The organism is Actinomycetospora sp. NBRC 106378, from assembly GCF_030269685.1.
GTDB lineage: Bacteria > Actinomycetota > Actinomycetes > Mycobacteriales > Pseudonocardiaceae > Actinomycetospora.
Window position 1 is genome coordinate 82,142 of the sequence record NZ_BSTT01000018.1, and the last position, 17,759, is coordinate 99,900.

Sequence of the window (17,759 nt, forward strand, 5' to 3'; positions counted from 1 at the left end):
TGCGCCCCTGGCCTCAGAGCTCCAGCGTCGACCCCATCACGACGGTCCGCGCCACCGGGAGCTTGAACGACCCGGCGGGTGAGGCCGCGTTGTGCGCGAGTGCCACGAACAGCCGCTTGCGCCAGCGCGGGAGCCCCGGGGCGTCGCCGCGCTCGATCATGAGCCGCGAGATGTAGTACATCGCGGAGTCCGGGTCGGCGCCCTCGAGCTCGGGGGCGAGTTCGACGGCCTGGCGCAGGACGTCGGGCACGTTCTGCCGGTCCTGGAACCCGAAGCGGGCGCTGACGTGGACCACGCCGTCGTGGGAGTGCTCGAGGTCGTCGACGGTCACCCGCTCCTCGCGGGGGATGTGGGGGACGTCCACCGACACCAGCGAGACGATCACCACGCGCTCGTGCAGCACGTGGTTGAACTCCACGTTGGCCCGCAGGGCCAGCGGCGCGGTCTCGTTGGTGGGGTGCGGGAAGACCGCCATGCCGGGGACGCGCGTGACGCCGTCGAGCTCGTCGAGGAACTCCGGCAGCGACCCCTCCAGCGAGGTGCGCCGCTTCGTGATGACCCGGCGCCCGCTCTGCCAGGTCGTCATGGTCACCACGACGACGACCGCGACGAGCAGCGGCAGCCAGCCGCCGGACTCGATCTTGATGATGTTCGCGCCGAAGTAGAGCAGCTCGACGACGCCGAACAGCACGCCGAGGCCCACCACCTTCCACCAGGCCCACTGCCAGGTGTGGCGGGCGTGCAGCAGGAACAGGGTGGTGGAGATCAGCAGGGTGCCGGTGACGGCGAGCCCATAGGCGGTGGCGAGGCTCGACGACGACCGGAACGTGGCGACGAGGATCAGTACCCCGCCGAAGAGCAGCCAGTTCACCGCCGGCACGTAGATCTGCCCGCTCTCGCGCGCGGACGTGTGCCGCACGGTGAGCCGCGGCAGGTAGCCCAGGCGCATGGCCTGCAGCGACACCGAGTAGGCCCCGGAGATCACCGCCTGGGAGGCGATCACCGTGGCCGCGGTGGCGAGCACGATCAGCGGGATGCGGGCCCAGCCGGGCGCGAGCAGGTAGAAGGGGCTCGAGACCGCCGACGGGTCGTGCAGCACGAGCGCGCCCTGACCCAGGTAGTTGATGATCAGCGCCGGGAAGACGGCCGAGAACCAGGCCATCCGGATCGGGCGGCGGCCGAAGTGGCCCATGTCGGCGTAGAGCGCCTCCGCGCCGGTGATCGACAGGACGACCGCGCCCATGGCGATGAACGCGGTGTAGGGGTGGTCGGCGATGAACGTGACGATGTAGGTGGGGGAGAGGCCGGCGAGGACGTCCGGGTGCTCGACGATGTGCGGCAGCCCGAGGACGGCCAGCACGACGAACCAGATCGCCATGACCGGCCCGAACAGGCGCCCCACCCGCTCGGTGCCGCCGCGCTGCACCACGAACAGCGCCGCGAGGATCACCGCCCCGATCGGTAGCACGGCCTCGGCCAGCTCGGGCCGGACCACCTCGACGCCCTCGACGGCGGAGAGCACCGAGATCGCGGGGGTGATCAGCGAGTCGCCGTAGAACAGGGCCGCCCCGAGCACGCCGAGGCCGATCGCGAAGGTCGACGCCCGCCCCGTGAGCGCGCTGCGCACGAGCGCGGCGAGCGCCATGACGCCACCCTCGCCGTCGTTGTCGGCGCGCAGCATGAAGGTGACGTACTTGATCGTCACGACGATCAGCACGGACCAGAAGATCAGCGAGATGACCCCGTAGACGTCGCCCGCGGTGGGGCTGACCGCGCCGTTGTCGATCGAGAAGACGGTCTGCATCGCGTAGAGCGGGCTCGTGCCGATGTCGCCGAAGACGACGCCGAGGGCGCCGAGGGCCAGGCCGGCCGCACCGGTGCGCCCGCGGACCGCCGGGTGGTCCTGGCCGGTGGAGCGCCCGCGCGGGGTGGCGACGCTGCTGACCGTCTCCGTCATGGGCGTCAGTGTGCTCCGCCCGGACGATCACGGCGGCTCGAATCGCGGGCACGTCGGTTGACGGATTGTTGAACAATCCTTACGTTGCCCGCATGGCAGAGGACGAGGCCCGGCCGACCATCGACGTGAAACGGACACTCGCCGTCGCAGGGGCCATGTTCCTCATGGCCATGTCGGCGGCGGGCCCCGGCTTCATCTCCCAGACCGGCACCTTCACGGCCCGGTACGGGGCCTCGTTCGCCGCGGCCATCGTCGCGAGCGTGCTGGTCGATGTCGCGATCCAGCTCAACGTCTGGCGCATCATCGGGCTCTCCGGGATGCGGGCCCAGGACCTCGCGAACCGGGTGGTCCCGTACTCCGGGCACGTGCTCGCGTTCCTCGTGGTGGTCGGCGGGCTCGTGTTCGGCATCGGCAACATCAGCGCCGCGGGCCTCGGCCTGTCCGACACGTTCGGGCTCGACATCCGGCTCGGCGCCGTGCTCAGTGCCGTCCTCGCGATCCTGATCTTCAACTACAAGGCGCTCGAGGGGACGATCGACCGGGCCGTCCTCGTGCTCGGCGTCCTCAAGATCGCCCTGATCGCGGTCGTCGCGGTGGTCACCGCGCCGCCCGTCGGCGAGGCGGCCCTGCGCGCCGTCGCGCCGGTCGGCCTCGACTTCCTGCCGATCCTCACGCTCATCGGCGGCACCGTCGGCGGCTACATCACCTATGCCGGCGCGCACCGCCTCATCGAGTCCGGCACCACGGGGCCGGAGAACCTCCGCACCATCACCCGCGGGTCGGTCAACGGCATCCTCGTCACCGGCGTGCTCCGCATCCTGCTCTTCCTCGGGATCCTCGGCGCGGTTGCGGCGGGCGCACAGCTCTCGAAGGCGGACCCCGCCGGGTCGGCCTTCGAGTTCGCCCTCGGACCCGTCGGGCTGCAGCTGTTCGGCGTCGTCCTGTGGACCGCGGGCATGACGTCGACCATCGGCGCCTCGTTCACCTCGGCGACCTTCCTGCGGACGCTCTCCGGGACGGTCGACCGCCGGTTCAACCTGACGATCTCCGCCTTCATCACCGTCTGCACGGTCGCGTTCCTGCTGCTCGGACAGACCCCGTCGGCGCTGCTCGTCTTCGCCGGCGCCTTCAACGGTCTGATCCTGCCGTTCGGCCTCGCGATCCTGCTCTGGATCGGGTGGCGACGCCGGGACCTGCTGGCCGGCCACGCAGCGCAGCGGAGCTCGACCCCGCAGGTGGGCCCGCGCCAGCCGGTGTGGCTGCTCCTGATCGGGCTCGCCGCCTTCGTGTTCACCCTCGTGGCGGGCGTGCAGTCGCTGGCCGCACTGCCCACCATCTTCCGGTGATGCGGACACGACCCTGCGGGGACACCGGCCTGCTCGTCGAGCTCGACTCGCTCGAGGAGGTCCTCGCGCTGCACGCGGATCTCGCCGCGGACCCGCCGTCGGGAACGGTGGACCTGGTCCCCGCCGCGCGCACCGTGCTCGTCCGGGTCGCCGCGGCGGCGGACCTCCCGGGGGTGGCCACGGACGTACTCGCGCGGGAGCCCGGCGCCGTCAGGGGGCGGGCGGAGGGCGAGGTCGTGGAGATCGCCGTGACCTACGACGGCGAGGACCTCGACGACGTCGCCCGGCACACCGGACTCGACCCGGAGGAGGTCGTCGAGGCCCACACCGGGCAGACGTGGACGGTCGCCTTCGCCGGGTTCACGCCCGGGTTCGGCTACCTCGTCGGCGCCGACGACCGGCTCCACGTGCTTCGGCGGGAGTCCTCGCGCACCCGGGTGCCGGCCGGGGCGGTCGGCCTCGCGGGGGAGTTCAGCGGGGTCTACCCGCGCGAGTCGCCCGGCGGCTGGCAGCTCGTCGGGCGCACCGACCACGTGCTCTGGGACCTCGACCGCGACCCGCCCGCCGTGCTGCTCCCCGGCACCCGCGTCCGGTTCGTGCGCGCGTGATCACCGTCCTCGCCACCGGCCCGCAGACCACCGTCCAGGACGTCCGGGGCCGACCCGGCCGGGCCGACCTCGGCGTCGGGGTGTCGGGCGCCGCCGACCGCCGGGCGCTCGCGCTGGCCAACCGCCTCGTCGGCAACGCCCCCGATGCCGCGGGCCTCGAGATCACCCTCGGCGGCTTCGCCGCGTCCTTCCCGACGTCGGCGGTGGTCGCCCTGGCGGGCGCCCCTGCACCGGTGACCGTCGACGGCCGCCCTGCCGACCCGCACCGCCCCGTCGTCGTGCCGGGCGGCTCGGAGCTGCGGCTCGGGACGCCGCCGACCGGCCTGCGGACCTACCTCGCCGTGCGCGGCGGGATCGCCGTGGAGCCGGTGCTGGGAAGCCGGGCGACCGACGTCGTCGCGGGCCTCGGACCCGCCGTCGTGGGGGAGGGCGACGAGCTGCCGGTGGGGTCGGCGCCCGCGGACCCCGTGCCCGGCATCGATCTCGCGCCCCCGCCCCGCACGGACGGCACCCTGCGGGTCGTCCTCGGGCCCCGCGACGACTGGTTCGCCGACCCCGCGCTGTTCCTGCGCAGCGCCTGGACCGTCACCGACGACCTCAACCGCGTCGGGCTGCGCCTCGAGGGTCCGGAGCTGGTGCGCGCGGAGGCGTTCACCGACGTCGAGCTGCCGAGCGAGGGCGTGGTGCGGGGCAGTGTGCAGGTCCCGCCGTCGGGGCGGCCGACCGTGTTCCTCGCCGACCACCCGGTCACCGGGGGCTACCCCGTGATCGCCGTCGTGGTCGACGCGGACACCGACGTGGCGGGGCAGCTGCGACCGGGGGAGCAGGTCCGGTTCCGGCGGGTCTACCGGTAGGCGAGCGTGCTCACCCGGGCCCCGCACATCACGGCGGGCGAGCCGGAACTCATGCCGGACAACTTCTTCCACGTGGTCAAGCGGATGCCGGCGCACGTCTGACGACCCGAACCAGGGCGGGCCCGCCGTCGAACAGGCCGACGTGACCGACGACGGCGGGCGCCCCCTGGACGCGCGGGAGCAGGACGAGTTCGAGGCGATCCTCACCGGATACCGCCGGACCGCTCGTCGGCCGGGCGATGCGCCCCCTCCCGCGCAGGTGGCGCTCGTCCTCACCGCGGCCCTGCTGGTCGCGGTGCTCACGGCGCTCCTGCCCGCGCCGCTGAACCTGTGGGTGCCCGTCGCCGTGCTGGCGGCCGTGGCCGCGGTCGCACTCGTGCGCGGAGTGTCGGAAACCTCGGGACGTTAGGGCGCAGTTCGGCGGGGTAGCCCTGGGACCGAGGAACCTCGACCGTCGCCGGTGGCCACCGGCGCCGGCATCCCACGCACCCGACGCGGAGACGACCGTCTCCCGCCATCACAGGAGCGGCCGACCCGTGACCTCTGCGATCTTCTTCGGCTCGATCTCGACCGTGGTCGACACCTCCGAGCTGCAGCGCAAGGCCTTCAACCGGGCCTTCGCCGAACACGACCTGGACTGGGAGTGGAGCCGCGAGGACTACCTCGCGATGCTCGAGAGCAACGGCGGCGCCCAGCGGGTCGCCGATTTCGCGGCCCAGCACGGCCAGTCCGTGGACGCCGACGCCGTGCACGCGACCAAGTCGCGCATCTTCCAGGAGTCGCTCGCCACCGAGCAGACCGCACCGCGCCCGGGCGTCCTCGACGTCGTGCGCGGAGCCAAGGAGTCCGGCCTGAAGCTGGGCCTGGTCACCACCACCAGCCGGGACAACGTGCGCGCGCTGCTCGACGCGCTCGAGCCCGACATCCGGTCCGCGGACTTCGACGTCATCGAGGACACCTCGCAGGTGGCGAACGTCAAGCCCGACCCGGAGGTCTACCGCACGGCGTTGCGCGAGACCGGCCTCGAGCCCGGCGACGTCGTCGCCATCGAGGACAACGTCGGTGGCGTCGCCGCCGCGAAGAGCGCCGGCATCACCACCGTCGCCTTCCCCAACGCGAACACCGCCGCGCACGACTTCTCCGCCGCGGACACCCGTGTGGACGCCCTGAACCTCGCCGAGCTGCGCGCGCTGGCGTAGCCGACCCCGACCCGTTCGTCCGATCGGCCCGGCGATCCCGCCGGGCCGTGATTCGGCCTGCCCGGAAGAATCCAGGAGTCCAGACCATGGTCGCCCCGCAGCCCACCCTGACCAGCACCGAGACCGCGTTCCACGTCGAGGCCTACGAGAAGATCGACTACTCGCTGGTCTACGTCGACGGCGTCTTCGACATCGCCAACCCGCAGCTCGCCGACACCTACCGGCCCTACGGTCGCGCGCTGATGGTCGTCGACCGGACCGTGCACGAGCTCTACGGCGAGCAGATGCGCGCCTACTTCGACCACCACGGTCTCGAGCTCACGACGTTCCCGATCATCATCCGCGAGCCCGACAAGACGCTGAGGACCGTCGAGAAGATCGTCGACGCGTTCGGCGACTTCGGGCTCAACCGGACGGAGCCGGTGCTCGTCGTCGGCGGCGGGCTGATGACCGACGTGACCGGCACGGCGTGCTCGCTCTTCCGGCGCTCGACGCCCTACATCCGCATCCCGACGACGCTCATCGGGCTGATCGACGCCAGCGTCGCCATCAAGGTCGCGGTCAACCACGGCAAGAACAAGAACCGGCTGGGCTCCTTCCACGCCAGCCAGCAGGTCATCCTCGACTTCTCGTTCCTGAAGACGCTCCCGGTCGACCAGGTGCGCAACGGGATGGCCGAGCTCGTCAAGATCTCGACGGTCGGCAACTCCGGCATCTTCGAGCTCCTCGAGAAGTACGGCGAGGACCTGCTCCACACCCGGTTCGGGCACCTCGACGGCACCCCGGAGCTGCGTGAGATCGCGCACCGGCTGACCTACGACGCGATCCGGACGATGCTCGAGCTCGAGGTGCCGAACCTCTGGGAGCTCGACCTCGACCGCGTCATCGCGTTCGGGCACACCTGGAGCCCGACCATCGAGCTCACGCCCGAGCCGCCGTACTTCCACGGGCACGCCATCTCGATCGACATGGCGCTCTCGACGACTCTCGCCGAGCGTCGGGGCTACATCTCGGTCAGCGAGCGCGACCGCATCTTCTGGCTGATGAGCCGGATCGGTCTGACGTTGACGAGCCCGCACCTCACGCCCGAGCTGCTGGCCAAGGCCACCGACTCCATCACGCAGACCCGCAACGGGCAGCTGCGCGCGGCGGTCCCGCGGCCGATCGGGACGTGCTACTTCATCAACGACCTCACTCCCTCCGAGCTCGCCGAGACCGTCGAGACGCACAACCAGGTGGTCCGCTCCTACCCGCGCCAGGGTGAGGGCGAGGACATGTACGTGGTGCCGGAGGAGGCGTGAGGACCGCACCGGGCGCGGCGCGCCCGGTCACGCCCGCGTCGATCCTGGCCGCCCGCCTCGAGTCCCTGCTCGAGCGGGCGGCCGGGAGCGGGCTCGAGGACGAGCTGCGTGCGGCGCGCGACCTCGCCGTCGGGCTCGACCCCTACGTCGAGTCGCTGACCTCGCCGGAGTCGCCCGACCTCGCCGCTCTCGCCCGGGCCACCGGCGAGCACGACTGGCGCGACGCCGGCGGGTCCCTCGAGCAGGAGATGCTCTCCGGCCACGTCGAGGGCCGCTTCCTCGCCATGCTCGCGCACGCCACGCGGGCCCGGCGGGTGCTCGAGGTCGGGATGTTCACCGGCTACTCGGCGCTCGCCCTCGCGGAGGCCCTTCCCGACGACGGGTGCGTGGTCGCCCTGGAGATCGACCCCGAGGTCGCCGCGTTCGCCCGCGAGCAGTTCGCGGGCGCGGCGGCCGGAGGACGCATCGACGTCCGCGTGGGCCCGGCGGGGGAGACCCTGGCCGCGCTGGCCGGGGAGCGGTTCGACCTCGTCTTCATCGACGCGGACAAGGCCGGCTACGCCGATTACCTCGAGACGATCCTGACGACGGGGCTGCTCGCCCCGGGCGGGCTCGTCGCGGTGGACAACACGCTGATGCAGGGGCAGCCGTGGGCGGGGCCGGACACGGAGAACGGCCGGGCGATCGCCGAGTTCAACGCGGCCGTGGCGGCCGACCCCCGCGTCGAGCAGGTGGTGGTGCCGCTGCGGGACGGCATCACCCTGATCCGGGCGGTCTGATGAACCGGTTGCTGCGGAGCGTGGGCATGCAGGCGCTCCTCGCGGCGGCGCTCCCCGCGAACCTCGCGGTGACGGCGGGGGCCCTGCTCTACTCCGCCGTCGTCGGGAAGCCGTCCCGGGAGCGCCCGGACCGGCCGCGCACCGTGATGATCAGCGGCGGGAAGATGACGAAGGCGCTCGCGCTTGCGCGGGCGTTCCACGCTGCCGGCCACCGCGTGGTGCTCGTCGAGGCGGCGAAGTACCGGCTCACCGGGCACCGCTTCTCCACGGCGGTCGACGCGTTCCACGTCGTGCCGCCGCCGGACGACCCGGAGTACGCCGCCGCCCTGGTCGACGTGGTGCGGGCCGAGGGCGTCGACGTGTACGTGCCGGTCTGCAGCCCCGCGTCGAGCTGGTACGACGCGCTGGCGAAGCCGCTGCTCGAGCAGTACTGCGAGGTGGTGCACGGCGACGCCGACGCCATCGGCACGGTCGACGACAAGGGCGCCTTCGCGGCGGCCGCCGCCGAGGCGGGGCTGCCGGTGCCCGACACGCACCGGGTGACTTCCGCCGACGAGGTCGCGGCGTTCGACTTCCCGGCCGGGGCGACCTACGTCCTCAAGTCGATCCCGTACGACGCGGTGAACCGGCTGGACCTGACCCCGCTGCCGCGCGCCTCGCTCGAGGAGACCCGCGCCTTCGCGGCGTCGAAGCCGATGTCGGCGGAGCGGCCGTGGATCCTGCAGGAGTTCGTGCCGGGGACGGAGTACTGCACGCACGGCACCGCGCGCGACGGGGTGCTCACCGTGTACTGCTGCTGCGAGTCCTCGGCGTTCCAGCTGAATTACGACCACGTCGAGATGCCCGCCATTGAGGAGTGGGTGACGCGGTTCGTCGCCGACCGGAAGCTCACGGGGCAGTACTCGTTCGACTTCATCGTCGCGGCCGACGGCGGGGTGCGGGCGATCGAGTGCAACCCGCGCACGCACTCGGCGATCACGATGTTCTACGACCAGGAGGCGGCGCTGTCGCGCGCCTACCTGACCGACGGTGGCGACACGCTGCGGCCCACGCCGGAGAGCCGACCGACCTACTGGCTCTACCAGGAGCTGTGGCGGCTGCTGTCCGACCCGGCGTCGGCGGGCGAGCGGATCCGGACGCTGTGGGAGGGCACCGACGCGATCTTCTCAGTGCACGACCCGCTCCCGTTCCTGCTGGTCCACCACCTGCAGATCCCCTCGCTGCTGCTGGAGAACCTGCTCGGCGGACGGGACTGGGTGAAGATCGACGTGAACATCGGCAAGCTCGTGGAGCCCGGCGGTGACTAGAGCACTGCACCTGGTGGGGTCGCCCACCGACGAGTTCTTCGCCGACCTCTCCCGGCTCTACGCGCGCGGGGCCCTGGAGGCGGTCGGCGGACCGGACGACGCCGTCGCGCACGTCTCCCCGGACGGCTCGTGGCGGTTCCCGCGGGACCTCTCGCCGGCCGCGCTGGAGGCGGCGCCCCCGGTCGATCTGGCGGGCGCCGTCGGGCACCTGGCCGCCCTCGCGCCCGACGTCATGGTGCCGCAGATGTTCTGTCCGGCCGGCATGACGTCCTACCGGGCCCTGTTCGACGTGCTCGGCGTGCCCTACGTGGGGAACACGCCCGAGGTGATGGCCGCGTCGATGGTCAAGCCGCGGGCGAACGCGCTGGTCGCGGCGGCGGGCGTCGACGTCCCCGAGTCGGAGGTGCTGTCGGCGGGGGAGACGCCGTCGATGCCCCCGCCCGTCGTCGTGAAGCCCGCGGACGCCGACAACTCGGTCGGCACCACGCTCGCGCGGGTGGCCGGGCAGTACCCGGACGCGCTCGCCGCGGCGTTCGAGCACTCCGCGTCGGTGCTCGTGCAGCGGTTCGTGCCGGCGGGCCGTGAGGTGCGCTGCGGGGTCCTCGACCGCGGTCACGGGCTGGAGTGCCTGCCGCTCGAGGAGTACCCGGTCGGCGACCTCGCCCCGATCCGCGGGGAGGCCGACAAGCTGGCGCGGTCGGACTCGGGGGAGCTGGGCCTCGTCGCGAAGGGCGAGGGGCGGGCCTGGATCGTCGACGTCGCCGACCCGGGGACCGAGGCCGTGTGGGAGGCGTCGCGACGCTGCTACGCGGCCCTGGGGTGCCGGGACTACGGGCTCTTCGACTTCCGGATCGACCCCGACGGCCGCCCGTGGTTCCTGGAAGCCGGACCGTACTGCTCGTTCAGCCCGTCGAGCGTCGTGGCGACGATGGCCGCGGCCGGCGGGATCGAGCTGTCGACGCTCTTCACCGACCTGCTGGGGTGCGCGGTCGCGCGGCGGCGGTGATCGGGCCGCTCGTGCTCGGCGTCGTCCGACGCGGCAACGAGCTGCTGGGTGCTCGTCGGGCACGACGCGGTCAGGAACAGACCTTCCACCGCCCGCTCGGCGGGGGATCGAGTTCGGCGGGCTGTCCGAGCAGGCGCTGTACCGCGAGTCCGGGAGGAGTTGGCGGTGAACCTGACGGGCGTCGAGCTCCTCGGCGTGCTCGAGAACGTCTTCGACTTCGAGGGCCGCCGACCCGGACACGAGATCGTCGTGGTCTATGCGGCGGAGGTCGCCGACCGAGCGTCCGCCGAGCGCGACGCCCCGGGCCCGATCCTGGACGAGGGCACACCGGTGCGGGGCTCCCGCTCGCAGATGTCGGGTCGGGGCGTGCGGTCCTCTATCCCGACTGTCTGCTGGACCTCGTCCTCCCGCCCGAGGTGAAGCACCGCCTCGGGACGGACTAGAACGGCGGTTCGTCGTCGTCGGGACGCGGCGTAGAGCGTCGGATGGGTCGGGTGGCCGCGAGGTGGTCGACGTCGGTGGTGGCGCGGCGTGGGCCGAGCAGGTCGATCGGGAACGGGTGGTCGGGGGCGACGGGGTCGGGCAGGGGGCGCACGACCCGGCTCCCGGTGCGGTGCACGGTGCCGGTGGGGTCGGTGATCGTGAAGCGGCCGGGTGCGTTCTGGTCGTAAGTCCAGCCGCGCCGGTGCTTGGCGCGGTGGTCGGCGGCGCAGAGGTTGGCCAGGCCGTCGGCGCGGGTGCGGCCGCCGTGCTGCCAGTCGAGGGTGTGGTCGTGTTCGCAGCGGCGGGCCTGGGTGGTGCAGCCGGGGGCGACGCACACGGGGTCGCGGGCGTCGATCCAGCGCGCGAGGGCGGCGCCGGGCAGGCGTCGGTGCGCGTCGTGGGTGGTGGTGGCGGGGTGGTCCTCGGGTGGGGCGTCGCGGGACCGTCGGTAGGCGGCCAGCAGCTCGGCCAGCCAGGAGGCGTGGTCACCTGACACGTCGAGGGTGTCGAGGGCGTCGAGCAGTGCCGCCGGGGCGGTGATCTCGACGGTGCGTCGGCGGTGTCGGGGGTCGTGGTGGGCCTCGGGTGGGGCGCGCCAGGCGAGCAGGTGGATCAGGTGGCCGTCGGGGTCGTGGACGAGGACCTGCCAGCGGGCGGCGCCGAGGTCGAGGGCACGGGTGTGCCCGACCCCGGAGGGGGTGCCGCCGAGCCCGGGCAGCTCGGCGGGGTGCCGGTCGCGCCCGAGCAGGGTCGACAGCCGTAGGCGCAACGCCACGCCGACCGGGTGGGGCTCGACCACCGGCTCCCGAGTATCGCCGCCGGCCGGACCGTCGGGGCCGCCTTCGCCGGGGCGGTCATCGGGACCCGAGGTGTCAGGACTGTCGGGGCCGTCCGGCCCGTCGTCGTCAGCTTCGTCGCTGTCGCCCTCCGGCCCCTGGTCGTCCGGGCCGTCGTCAGGCTTCGAATCGCCGGGGCCGGGGCTGTCAGGGTCGGTGTCCGGGCCGTCGGGACGGTGACCGGGTGGGTTGCCGCCGGCGAGTTCGGTGACGATGGCGTCCTGCACGGCGGGGTCGTCGAGCCCGGCCAGGGTGCCGTCGAGCAGGCGGGTGAAGATGCGGGCGGAGATGAACCCGACCCCGCAGTCGACCCCGAGCCAGGCCAGCCGCGCCTGCACCCCGACCGCGAGGGCGTCGAGGTGGGCCTTGGCGTCCTGGGCCAGGTCCGGGGGCAGGTCGTAGCCGCACAGGTCGACCGCCCCGGAGGGGGAGGGGCGGGTGGCCACCCGCGCCCGGGCGACCGCGGCGGCGAGCCGTTCCGCGGCCCACTGCGGGTCCAGTGCCCGCGCGACCTCGAGGATCCGTTCGCGCAGCGCCTGGTAGGCCAGCCCCGGCGCCTCCGGGAGCACGATCCGCACGACCTCGGTGATCTGGTTCTCGTCGAGGCCCTCGGTGGCGGCGTCGAAGATCTCGGCCTTGCGGGCCTCGAGCACGCCCTCGTACATCGCCGCGCCCAGGGCCGGCTGGGCGTCCAGGACGAACACCGCCAGCGCGTAGCGGGCCGAGGCGGTGACCGCCGACCAGCCCAGGTTCGCCGCGGCGGCCCGCGGGGCGAACCCGTCGTCGCGGACCCTGCGGCAGGTGTCGGCTCGCGACCGGCAGGTCTCGCGGATCGCCTCCAGCAGCACCGCGTCGTCGTGGTTGCGCTGGCGGAACGTGGCGCGCATCCATGCCGCGACCTGCTGGCCGGGGAGCTCGGCGACCGGGGTCCGGGCCAGGGCGGCCGCGAGCGCCGGACCGGCCGGGACACCCGCGAACGGGTCCCCGCCCGGGGTCTCGGTGCCCATGATCGCTGCCACGATTCGAACACTAGTACGAAGGTCCGACAGTCACGGCCCGTCGAGGTCCCGGAGTCAATCGTCCCTCGGCAGGCGCACCGCGGGCCGGTGGCGAGCCGCGCGCGATCGCGGTCTTGCCCGAGCCGGGCAGGCCGCACGTCGGAGGAGCGGTCACCGGCCCTCCGGATCCTGACCTTGCGCGGCGCGTCCGCCGTCGACCGGGAGGACCGCCCCGGAGACGAACGACGCCGCGTCGGACAACAGGAACGCCACCACGTTCGCGACCTCCGCACCCTGACCCAGCCGGCCGAGCGGCTGCAGGGTAGCGATCTGGCGGACGAACGCGGCGGGATTCGGCAACCCCGCACGGTGCGCCGCCGAGCGCTCGGTCTCGATCGACCCCAGGGCCACGGCGTTGACCCGGATGCCGTCCGGTCCGTGGTCGACCGCAGCCGCCCGCACGAGACCCTCGATCGCGGCCTTCGCCGTCGCGTACGGCAGCGCACCGCGGACGGCCCGCTGCGCCTGGTGACTCGAGACGGTCACGACCGACCCGGCTCGAGCCGCCGTCCGGAAGTGGCGGACGGCGACCGCGGTCCCGACGATGGCGGGTGCGAGATTGGCGACGACGAGGTCGAGGACCTCGCCGGACCCGTCGACCAGGGACGCGTCGCGGAAGATGGCGGCGTTGTTCACCCAGCCGACCAGCGGCGCCTCGCGCTCGGCGAGAGCGGCCGCGCCCCGCATCGCCTCCTCGTCGGTGGCATCGCCCTGCACGGCGACACCCTGACCCGCGATCCAGTCGGGCCGCTCGAGATCGACGGCCACGACCACGTGCTCGGCGAGGAGTCGCTCGGCGACGGCCCGTCCGACGCCGCGGGCGGCTCCGGTCACGACGACGGAGGTCATCCGACGACGATGTCAGACCCCCGGGGCACAGTGGGCCACATGGTCGACCACCCCATCCTGCGCCAGACGGTCCTCGACGCCGTGGACGCCCGCGGTATCGCCGAGTTCTACCGGGAGCTGCTCGGTCTGCGGTACCGCATCGGCGACGAGCCCCCGCCCGACGGCACACCCGACCGGCAGGCGCAGGAGTGGTTGGCGTTGCGCGACCGTCACGGGATGCCCGTGCTCGCCGTCCAGCCCGTCGCGAGCCTGCCGCCCGTGGACTGGCCTGATGGTCACCAGCGGGTCCACCTCGACCTGACGGTGCCCACGCCCGAGGACCTGGAGCGCCAGCAGCGACGCGCCCTCGACCTCGGCGCGACGCTGCTCCTGGACCGCTCTGACGACGAGCACGAGCCGCTCTACGTCGACGCGGACCCGGCCGGGCACCCGTTCTGCATCTTCGTCGCGCCCGGCACGCCGGACGACGGCCACTAGCCCGTCGCGCGCTCCGCGGCGGCCAGCCACTCGCGCCACGTGGACGCCTGCTGCTCGGCCTCCTTGGCCCGGCGTTCGTCCCCGGCGGCACGGGCCTTCGCGGCCTGTGCCTCGTAGGCCTCGACCCGCTCCCGGAACTGCCCGACGCGGGCCTCCTTCTCCGGGTCGGTCCGCGACCAGCGCTTGTCGACGGCCGCGCGGACGCGGTCCTCGACCTCCTTGAGCCGGGTCTGGAACTCGCGGACCCGCTCGCGCGGGACCTTGCCGATCTCGTCCCACCGCTCCTGCACCGACCGCAGCGCCGCACGGGCGGCATCGGTGTCGGACAGGTCGATCGTCGCGGCCTCCTTGAGGAGCGACTCCTTGGCCGTCGCGTTCTGCGTGAACTCGGCGTCCCGGGCGTCGAAGGTGGCCGAGCGGCGGGAGAAGAAGGCGTCCTGGGCGCCGCGGAAGCGGGCCCAGAGGGCGTCGTCGGCGTCCTTCGACGTCCGACCGGCCGCCTTCCACTCCGTCATGAGCTCCTTGTAGCGCCCGGCGGTGGCGCCCCAGTCCTCGGAGGACTGCAGCGACTCTGCCTCGACGACGAGCTCCTCCTTGCGGGCCTTGGCGGCCGCCCGCTCGCGGTCGAGCTCGGCGAAGTGCGCTCCCCGACGACGGGTGAAGGTCTCGCGGGCCTTCGCGAAGCGCTTCCAGAGCGCGTCGTCGGTCTTCCGGTCGATCCCGCGGATCGACTTCCACTCCTCGAGCATCGCCGAGAACCGGTCGCCCGCGTGCTTCCAGCGCGTCGTCTCCTCGGCGAGGGTCTCGGCCTCGCCGATGAGCGACTCCTTGCGGGCGACGGCCTGCTCGCGAGCACCGGCCTTGGCCGACTTCTCGGCCCGGCCGGTCTGCTCGGCGGCGGTGATGACGGCGTCGAGGCGCACGACGAGGCCGGGGAGATCCCCCACCACCGCGGCCACGTCGAGCCGTTCGCGCAGCACGGTCGCGCTGCGCAGCACGTTCGCGGCGTCGCCACGCCCGGAGTGGAGGCGCCGGACGAGGAGGTCCGCCTCCGTGCGGAGGTCGTCGAAGCGCCGGGCGTAGTGGGCGAGGCCCTCGACGGCGTCTCCGGCCTGCCACGACCCCACGGCCCGCTCGCCCTCGGGGGCGACCGTGTAGACGGTGCCGTCGGCGTCCACCCGACCCCACTGGGACGGGTCGTCGGTGGCGGCCGGGACGGTGGGCAGCTCCGCGACCTCGGAGGCCGGGCTCGCGGGCACGGGCTGCTCGGGCGCCGCCGCGTCCTCCGACTCGCGCGCGACCGGCTCGGGCGGCGGCCCCGGGGCCGGCACCGGGGGTGCCGCCTCGACCGGGGCCTGCGCGAGGTCGTCGACCGCGGCGTCCTCGGCGGTCGCGTCGTCCGGGGCCACCGCAGCCGGCGACACCGTCACCGCCGCGTCCCCTGAGGTCGTGGCGACGGGCTCGGCGGAGGCCGGGACCGGCGACTCCGGGACCGACTCCGGGTCCTCCGCGGCCGTCGCCGCCGGGGAGAGCTGCACCTGCTCGCTCGCCTCCGCGTCGTCCGACGTCTCCGTCGTACCGGTCGTGTCCGCCCCGTTCGTGGGCAGCGGGTCGGGCTGCGGATCCGGTAGCGGGTCGGGCTCCGGGTCCTGGACCTGCCCGTCGAGCCGACCCGCCTCCGACTCCTGCTGCTCCGTCACGTCGCCCGTCGCCCCGCTCGCACCCGGGACCGCGCCGGCCACCCCCGTGGCCTGCTCGTCGGCCATGCGCCGCACACCTCCCGCTCCGATCGTGCGGGCATTCAAACAGTAGACCCGTCGGTACCGCACCCCCGACCTGCGACAACCCGGACGTCCGACACCCCACCCGCCCCACGCGTCCACCAGGACCCCACGAGATCATGGCCTCGATGACCAGGCCGATCGCGCTCGTCGGGCCCACCGCCACGGGGAAGTCCGACCTCGCCCTCGATCTGGCCGCGCGGCTGGACGGCGAGATCGTCAACACCGACGCCATGCAGCTCTACCGGGGCATGGACATCGGGACCGCGAAGCTCCCCCTCGCCGAACGCCGCGGCGTGCCGCACCACCTGCTCGACGTCCTCGACGTCACCGAGACCGCCACGGTCGCGGCCTACCAGCGCGACGCGCGGGCGGCGGTCGACGCGACCCGTCGTCGGGAACGGACCCCGATCGCGGTCGGCGGGTCGGGGCTCTACGTCCAGGCCCTGCTCGACGACCTCGCCTTCCCGGGCACCGACCCCGCGGTCCGCGAACGGCTGGAGGGCGAGCTGGGGGAGGTCGGGCCCGCCGTGCTCCACGGCCGGCTCGCCGCCCTCGACCCGGAGGCGGCCGCGAGCATCCTGCCGAGCAACGGGCGCCGGATCGTGCGGGCGCTGGAGGTCGTGGAGATCACCGGACGGCCCTTCGCGGCGAGCCTCCCGCGGCCCGGCCGCCCCCGCCACGACACGCTGCTCGTCGGTCTCGACCGCGACACCGCCGAGCTCGACGCGCGGATCGCGACGCGGGTCGACGGGATGTTCGACGCCGGCCTCGTCGCCGAGGTCCGGGCGCTCGAGGCACGCGGCCTGCGCGCGGGGGAGACGGCCTCCCGTGCGGTCGGCTACCGGGAGATCCTCGAGGTTCCCGACGACGACCCGGCCCGGCTCGCCGAGGCACGGCGGCGGATCGTCGTCGCCACGCGCCGACTGGTGCGCCGCCAGCGGTCGTGGTTCCGGCGCGACGACCGCGTGCGGTGGTTCGACGCGGCGTCGCCCACTCTCGTCGACGAGGTGCTCACCGCGCTGCGCGAGGGTTCGTAGGCTGGACCTCATGGACTACGTCCTCGGCCACGGCACGGAGAACGACTTCGTGCTGCTGCCCGATCCCGACGGCGGGCTCGACCTGACCGCCGCCGCGGTCCGCGCCCTGTGCCACCGCCGACGCGGGCTCGGCGCCGACGGCGTCCTGCGCGTGGCGCCCGCCGAGGACCCGGGCGCGGCGTGGTTCATGGACTACCGCAACGCCGACGGCTCGATCGCCGAGATGTGCGGCAACGGCGTCCGGGTGTTCGCCCGCTACCTCGTCGAGGCCGGGCTGGTCGACGGCCCCGAGTTCGACGTCGCGACGCGGGCCGGGCTGCGGCACGTGGTGGTGGGGCAGGGCGAGGTCACGGTGGACATGGGCCCGGCGCGCCTCGGGCCGGAGTCGACCGCGATCGTCCCGTCGACCGTCGGGCCCGCCGGGTCGGTGACCTCCTTCCCGGGCGTGGCGGTGGACGTCGGCAACCCCCACCTCGCCTGCGTGACCACCGCCGACCTCGACGCCCTCGACCTCTCGGTCGCCCCCGGCCACGACCCGGCGCTCTTCCCGCACGGCGTGAACGTGGAGTTCCTGTCCCCGCTGACCGACGACCTCGGCACCCGGTTGCGCGTGCACGAGCGCGGCTCGGGCGAGACCCGGTCGTGCGGCACGGGCACGGTGGCGGGTGCGGTGGCCGGGCTGCGCGCGGCGGGGCTCGACACCGGGACGGTCACGGTCACGACGCCGGGCGGGGTGCTGCGCGTGGGGGTCGAGGCCGGGACCACCACGCTGACGGGTCCGGCCGTGCTCATCGCCCGCGGCGAGGTCGAGCTCGGCGGCTCCGACGACGAGCCGTACGCGTCCACCCGCGTGGCTCAGGCGGCGCGCGCGTAGCAGC

17 protein-coding genes are annotated in these 17,759 nt (G+C 73.8%); 13 read left to right on the top strand and 4 right to left on the bottom strand.

From position 1 onward, the window contains the following. Positions 1–13: 13 nt before the first annotated feature. Entirely contained in the window at positions 14–1,957 is a 1,944-nt protein-coding gene (locus QSK00_RS27215; protein WP_285596073.1) for a potassium transporter Kup, read from the bottom strand. A gap of 92 nt (positions 1,958–2,049) precedes the next feature. Here QSK00_RS27215 and QSK00_RS27220 point away from each other — a divergent pair, with 92 nt between their 5' ends. The 10 genes from QSK00_RS27220 to QSK00_RS27265 all read left to right on the top strand — a co-directional run bounded on the left by QSK00_RS27220 (position 2,050) and on the right by QSK00_RS27265 (position 10,777). Continuing rightward, positions 2,050–3,303 carry an NRAMP family divalent metal transporter gene (locus QSK00_RS27220; protein ID WP_285596074.1) on the top strand — a complete coding sequence of 418 codons (1,254 nt, stop codon included), beginning with the start codon at positions 2,050–2,052 and terminating at the stop codon, positions 3,301–3,303. After that, entirely contained in the window at positions 3,303–3,911 is a 609-nt protein-coding gene (locus QSK00_RS27225) for a 5-oxoprolinase subunit B family protein (RefSeq protein WP_285596075.1), read from the top strand. The genes QSK00_RS27220 and QSK00_RS27225 overlap by 1 nt, the downstream gene beginning before the upstream one ends. Continuing rightward, a complete protein-coding gene (locus QSK00_RS27230; RefSeq protein ID WP_285596076.1) occupies positions 3,908–4,765 on the top strand; it encodes a 5-oxoprolinase subunit C family protein in 858 nt (285 codons plus the stop codon). Before QSK00_RS27225 ends, QSK00_RS27230 begins: the two co-directional genes overlap by 4 nt. A 142-nt stretch (positions 4,766–4,907) precedes the next feature. Beyond that, positions 4,908–5,174, top strand: a complete 267-nt coding sequence (locus QSK00_RS27235) for a hypothetical protein (protein WP_285596078.1) — start codon at positions 4,908–4,910, stop codon at positions 5,172–5,174. Between the two features lie 127 nt (positions 5,175–5,301). Then, positions 5,302–5,964 (top strand): HAD family hydrolase, encoded by a 663-nt coding sequence (locus QSK00_RS27240; RefSeq protein WP_285596081.1) that lies wholly within the window; start codon positions 5,302–5,304, stop codon positions 5,962–5,964. A gap of 86 nt (positions 5,965–6,050) precedes the next feature. Then, on the top strand, positions 6,051–7,265 hold the full coding sequence (locus QSK00_RS27245; protein WP_285596083.1) for a sedoheptulose 7-phosphate cyclase: 1,215 nt from the start codon (positions 6,051–6,053) through the stop codon (positions 7,263–7,265). Then, positions 7,262–8,044, top strand: coding sequence for an O-methyltransferase (locus QSK00_RS27250; RefSeq protein ID WP_285596085.1), 783 nt, complete (start codon positions 7,262–7,264; stop codon positions 8,042–8,044). The genes QSK00_RS27245 and QSK00_RS27250 overlap by 4 nt, the downstream gene beginning before the upstream one ends. A gap of 26 nt (positions 8,045–8,070) precedes the next feature. Beyond that, on the top strand, positions 8,071–9,351 hold the full coding sequence (locus tag QSK00_RS27255) for an ATP-grasp domain-containing protein (protein WP_285596087.1): 1,281 nt from the start codon (positions 8,071–8,073) through the stop codon (positions 9,349–9,351). Beyond that, a complete protein-coding gene (locus QSK00_RS27260) occupies positions 9,344–10,357 on the top strand; it encodes a D-alanine--D-alanine ligase family protein (protein WP_285596088.1) in 1,014 nt (337 codons plus the stop codon). The genes QSK00_RS27255 and QSK00_RS27260 overlap by 8 nt, the downstream gene beginning before the upstream one ends. Before the next feature lie 165 nt (positions 10,358–10,522). Next, positions 10,523–10,777 carry an NUDIX hydrolase gene (locus tag QSK00_RS27265; RefSeq protein ID WP_285596090.1) on the top strand — a complete coding sequence of 85 codons (255 nt, stop codon included), beginning with the start codon at positions 10,523–10,525 and terminating at the stop codon, positions 10,775–10,777. 19 nt (positions 10,778–10,796) lie between these two features. On the opposite strand, the gene QSK00_RS27270 is transcribed toward QSK00_RS27265, so the two are convergent. After that, a complete protein-coding gene (locus QSK00_RS27270; protein WP_285596093.1) occupies positions 10,797–12,695 on the bottom strand; it encodes an HNH endonuclease signature motif containing protein in 1,899 nt (632 codons plus the stop codon). Positions 12,696–12,845: 150 nt separating this feature from the next. Further along, positions 12,846–13,583, bottom strand: coding sequence for an SDR family NAD(P)-dependent oxidoreductase (locus tag QSK00_RS27275; RefSeq protein WP_285596095.1), 738 nt, complete (start codon positions 13,581–13,583; stop codon positions 12,846–12,848). 39 nt (positions 13,584–13,622) lie between these two features. Between QSK00_RS27275 and QSK00_RS27280 the strand changes: the two genes are divergently transcribed. Further along, complete coding sequence (locus QSK00_RS27280) at positions 13,623–14,060, top strand: VOC family protein (RefSeq protein WP_285596096.1); 438 nt, start codon at positions 13,623–13,625, stop codon at positions 14,058–14,060. Here the strand turns inward: QSK00_RS27280 and QSK00_RS27285 are convergent. Further along, positions 14,057–15,826: a DUF349 domain-containing protein gene (locus QSK00_RS27285; protein WP_502872085.1), complete on the bottom strand. Its 1,770-nt coding sequence runs from the start codon at positions 15,824–15,826 to the stop codon at positions 14,057–14,059. The genes QSK00_RS27280 and QSK00_RS27285 overlap by 4 nt on opposite strands. 143 nt (positions 15,827–15,969) lie before the next feature. Between QSK00_RS27285 and miaA the strand changes: the two genes are divergently transcribed. Both miaA and dapF read left to right on the top strand, forming a co-directional pair. Next, the gene (miaA, locus tag QSK00_RS27290) at positions 15,970–16,881 is read left to right on the top strand and encodes a tRNA (adenosine(37)-N6)-dimethylallyltransferase MiaA (RefSeq protein WP_285596098.1); all 912 of its coding nucleotides are present in this window, start codon (positions 15,970–15,972) and stop codon (positions 16,879–16,881) included. 10 nt (positions 16,882–16,891) lie between these two features. Continuing rightward, complete coding sequence (gene dapF / locus QSK00_RS27295; RefSeq protein ID WP_285596101.1) at positions 16,892–17,755, top strand: diaminopimelate epimerase; 864 nt, start codon at positions 16,892–16,894, stop codon at positions 17,753–17,755. Positions 17,756–17,759 lie beyond the last annotated feature (4 nt).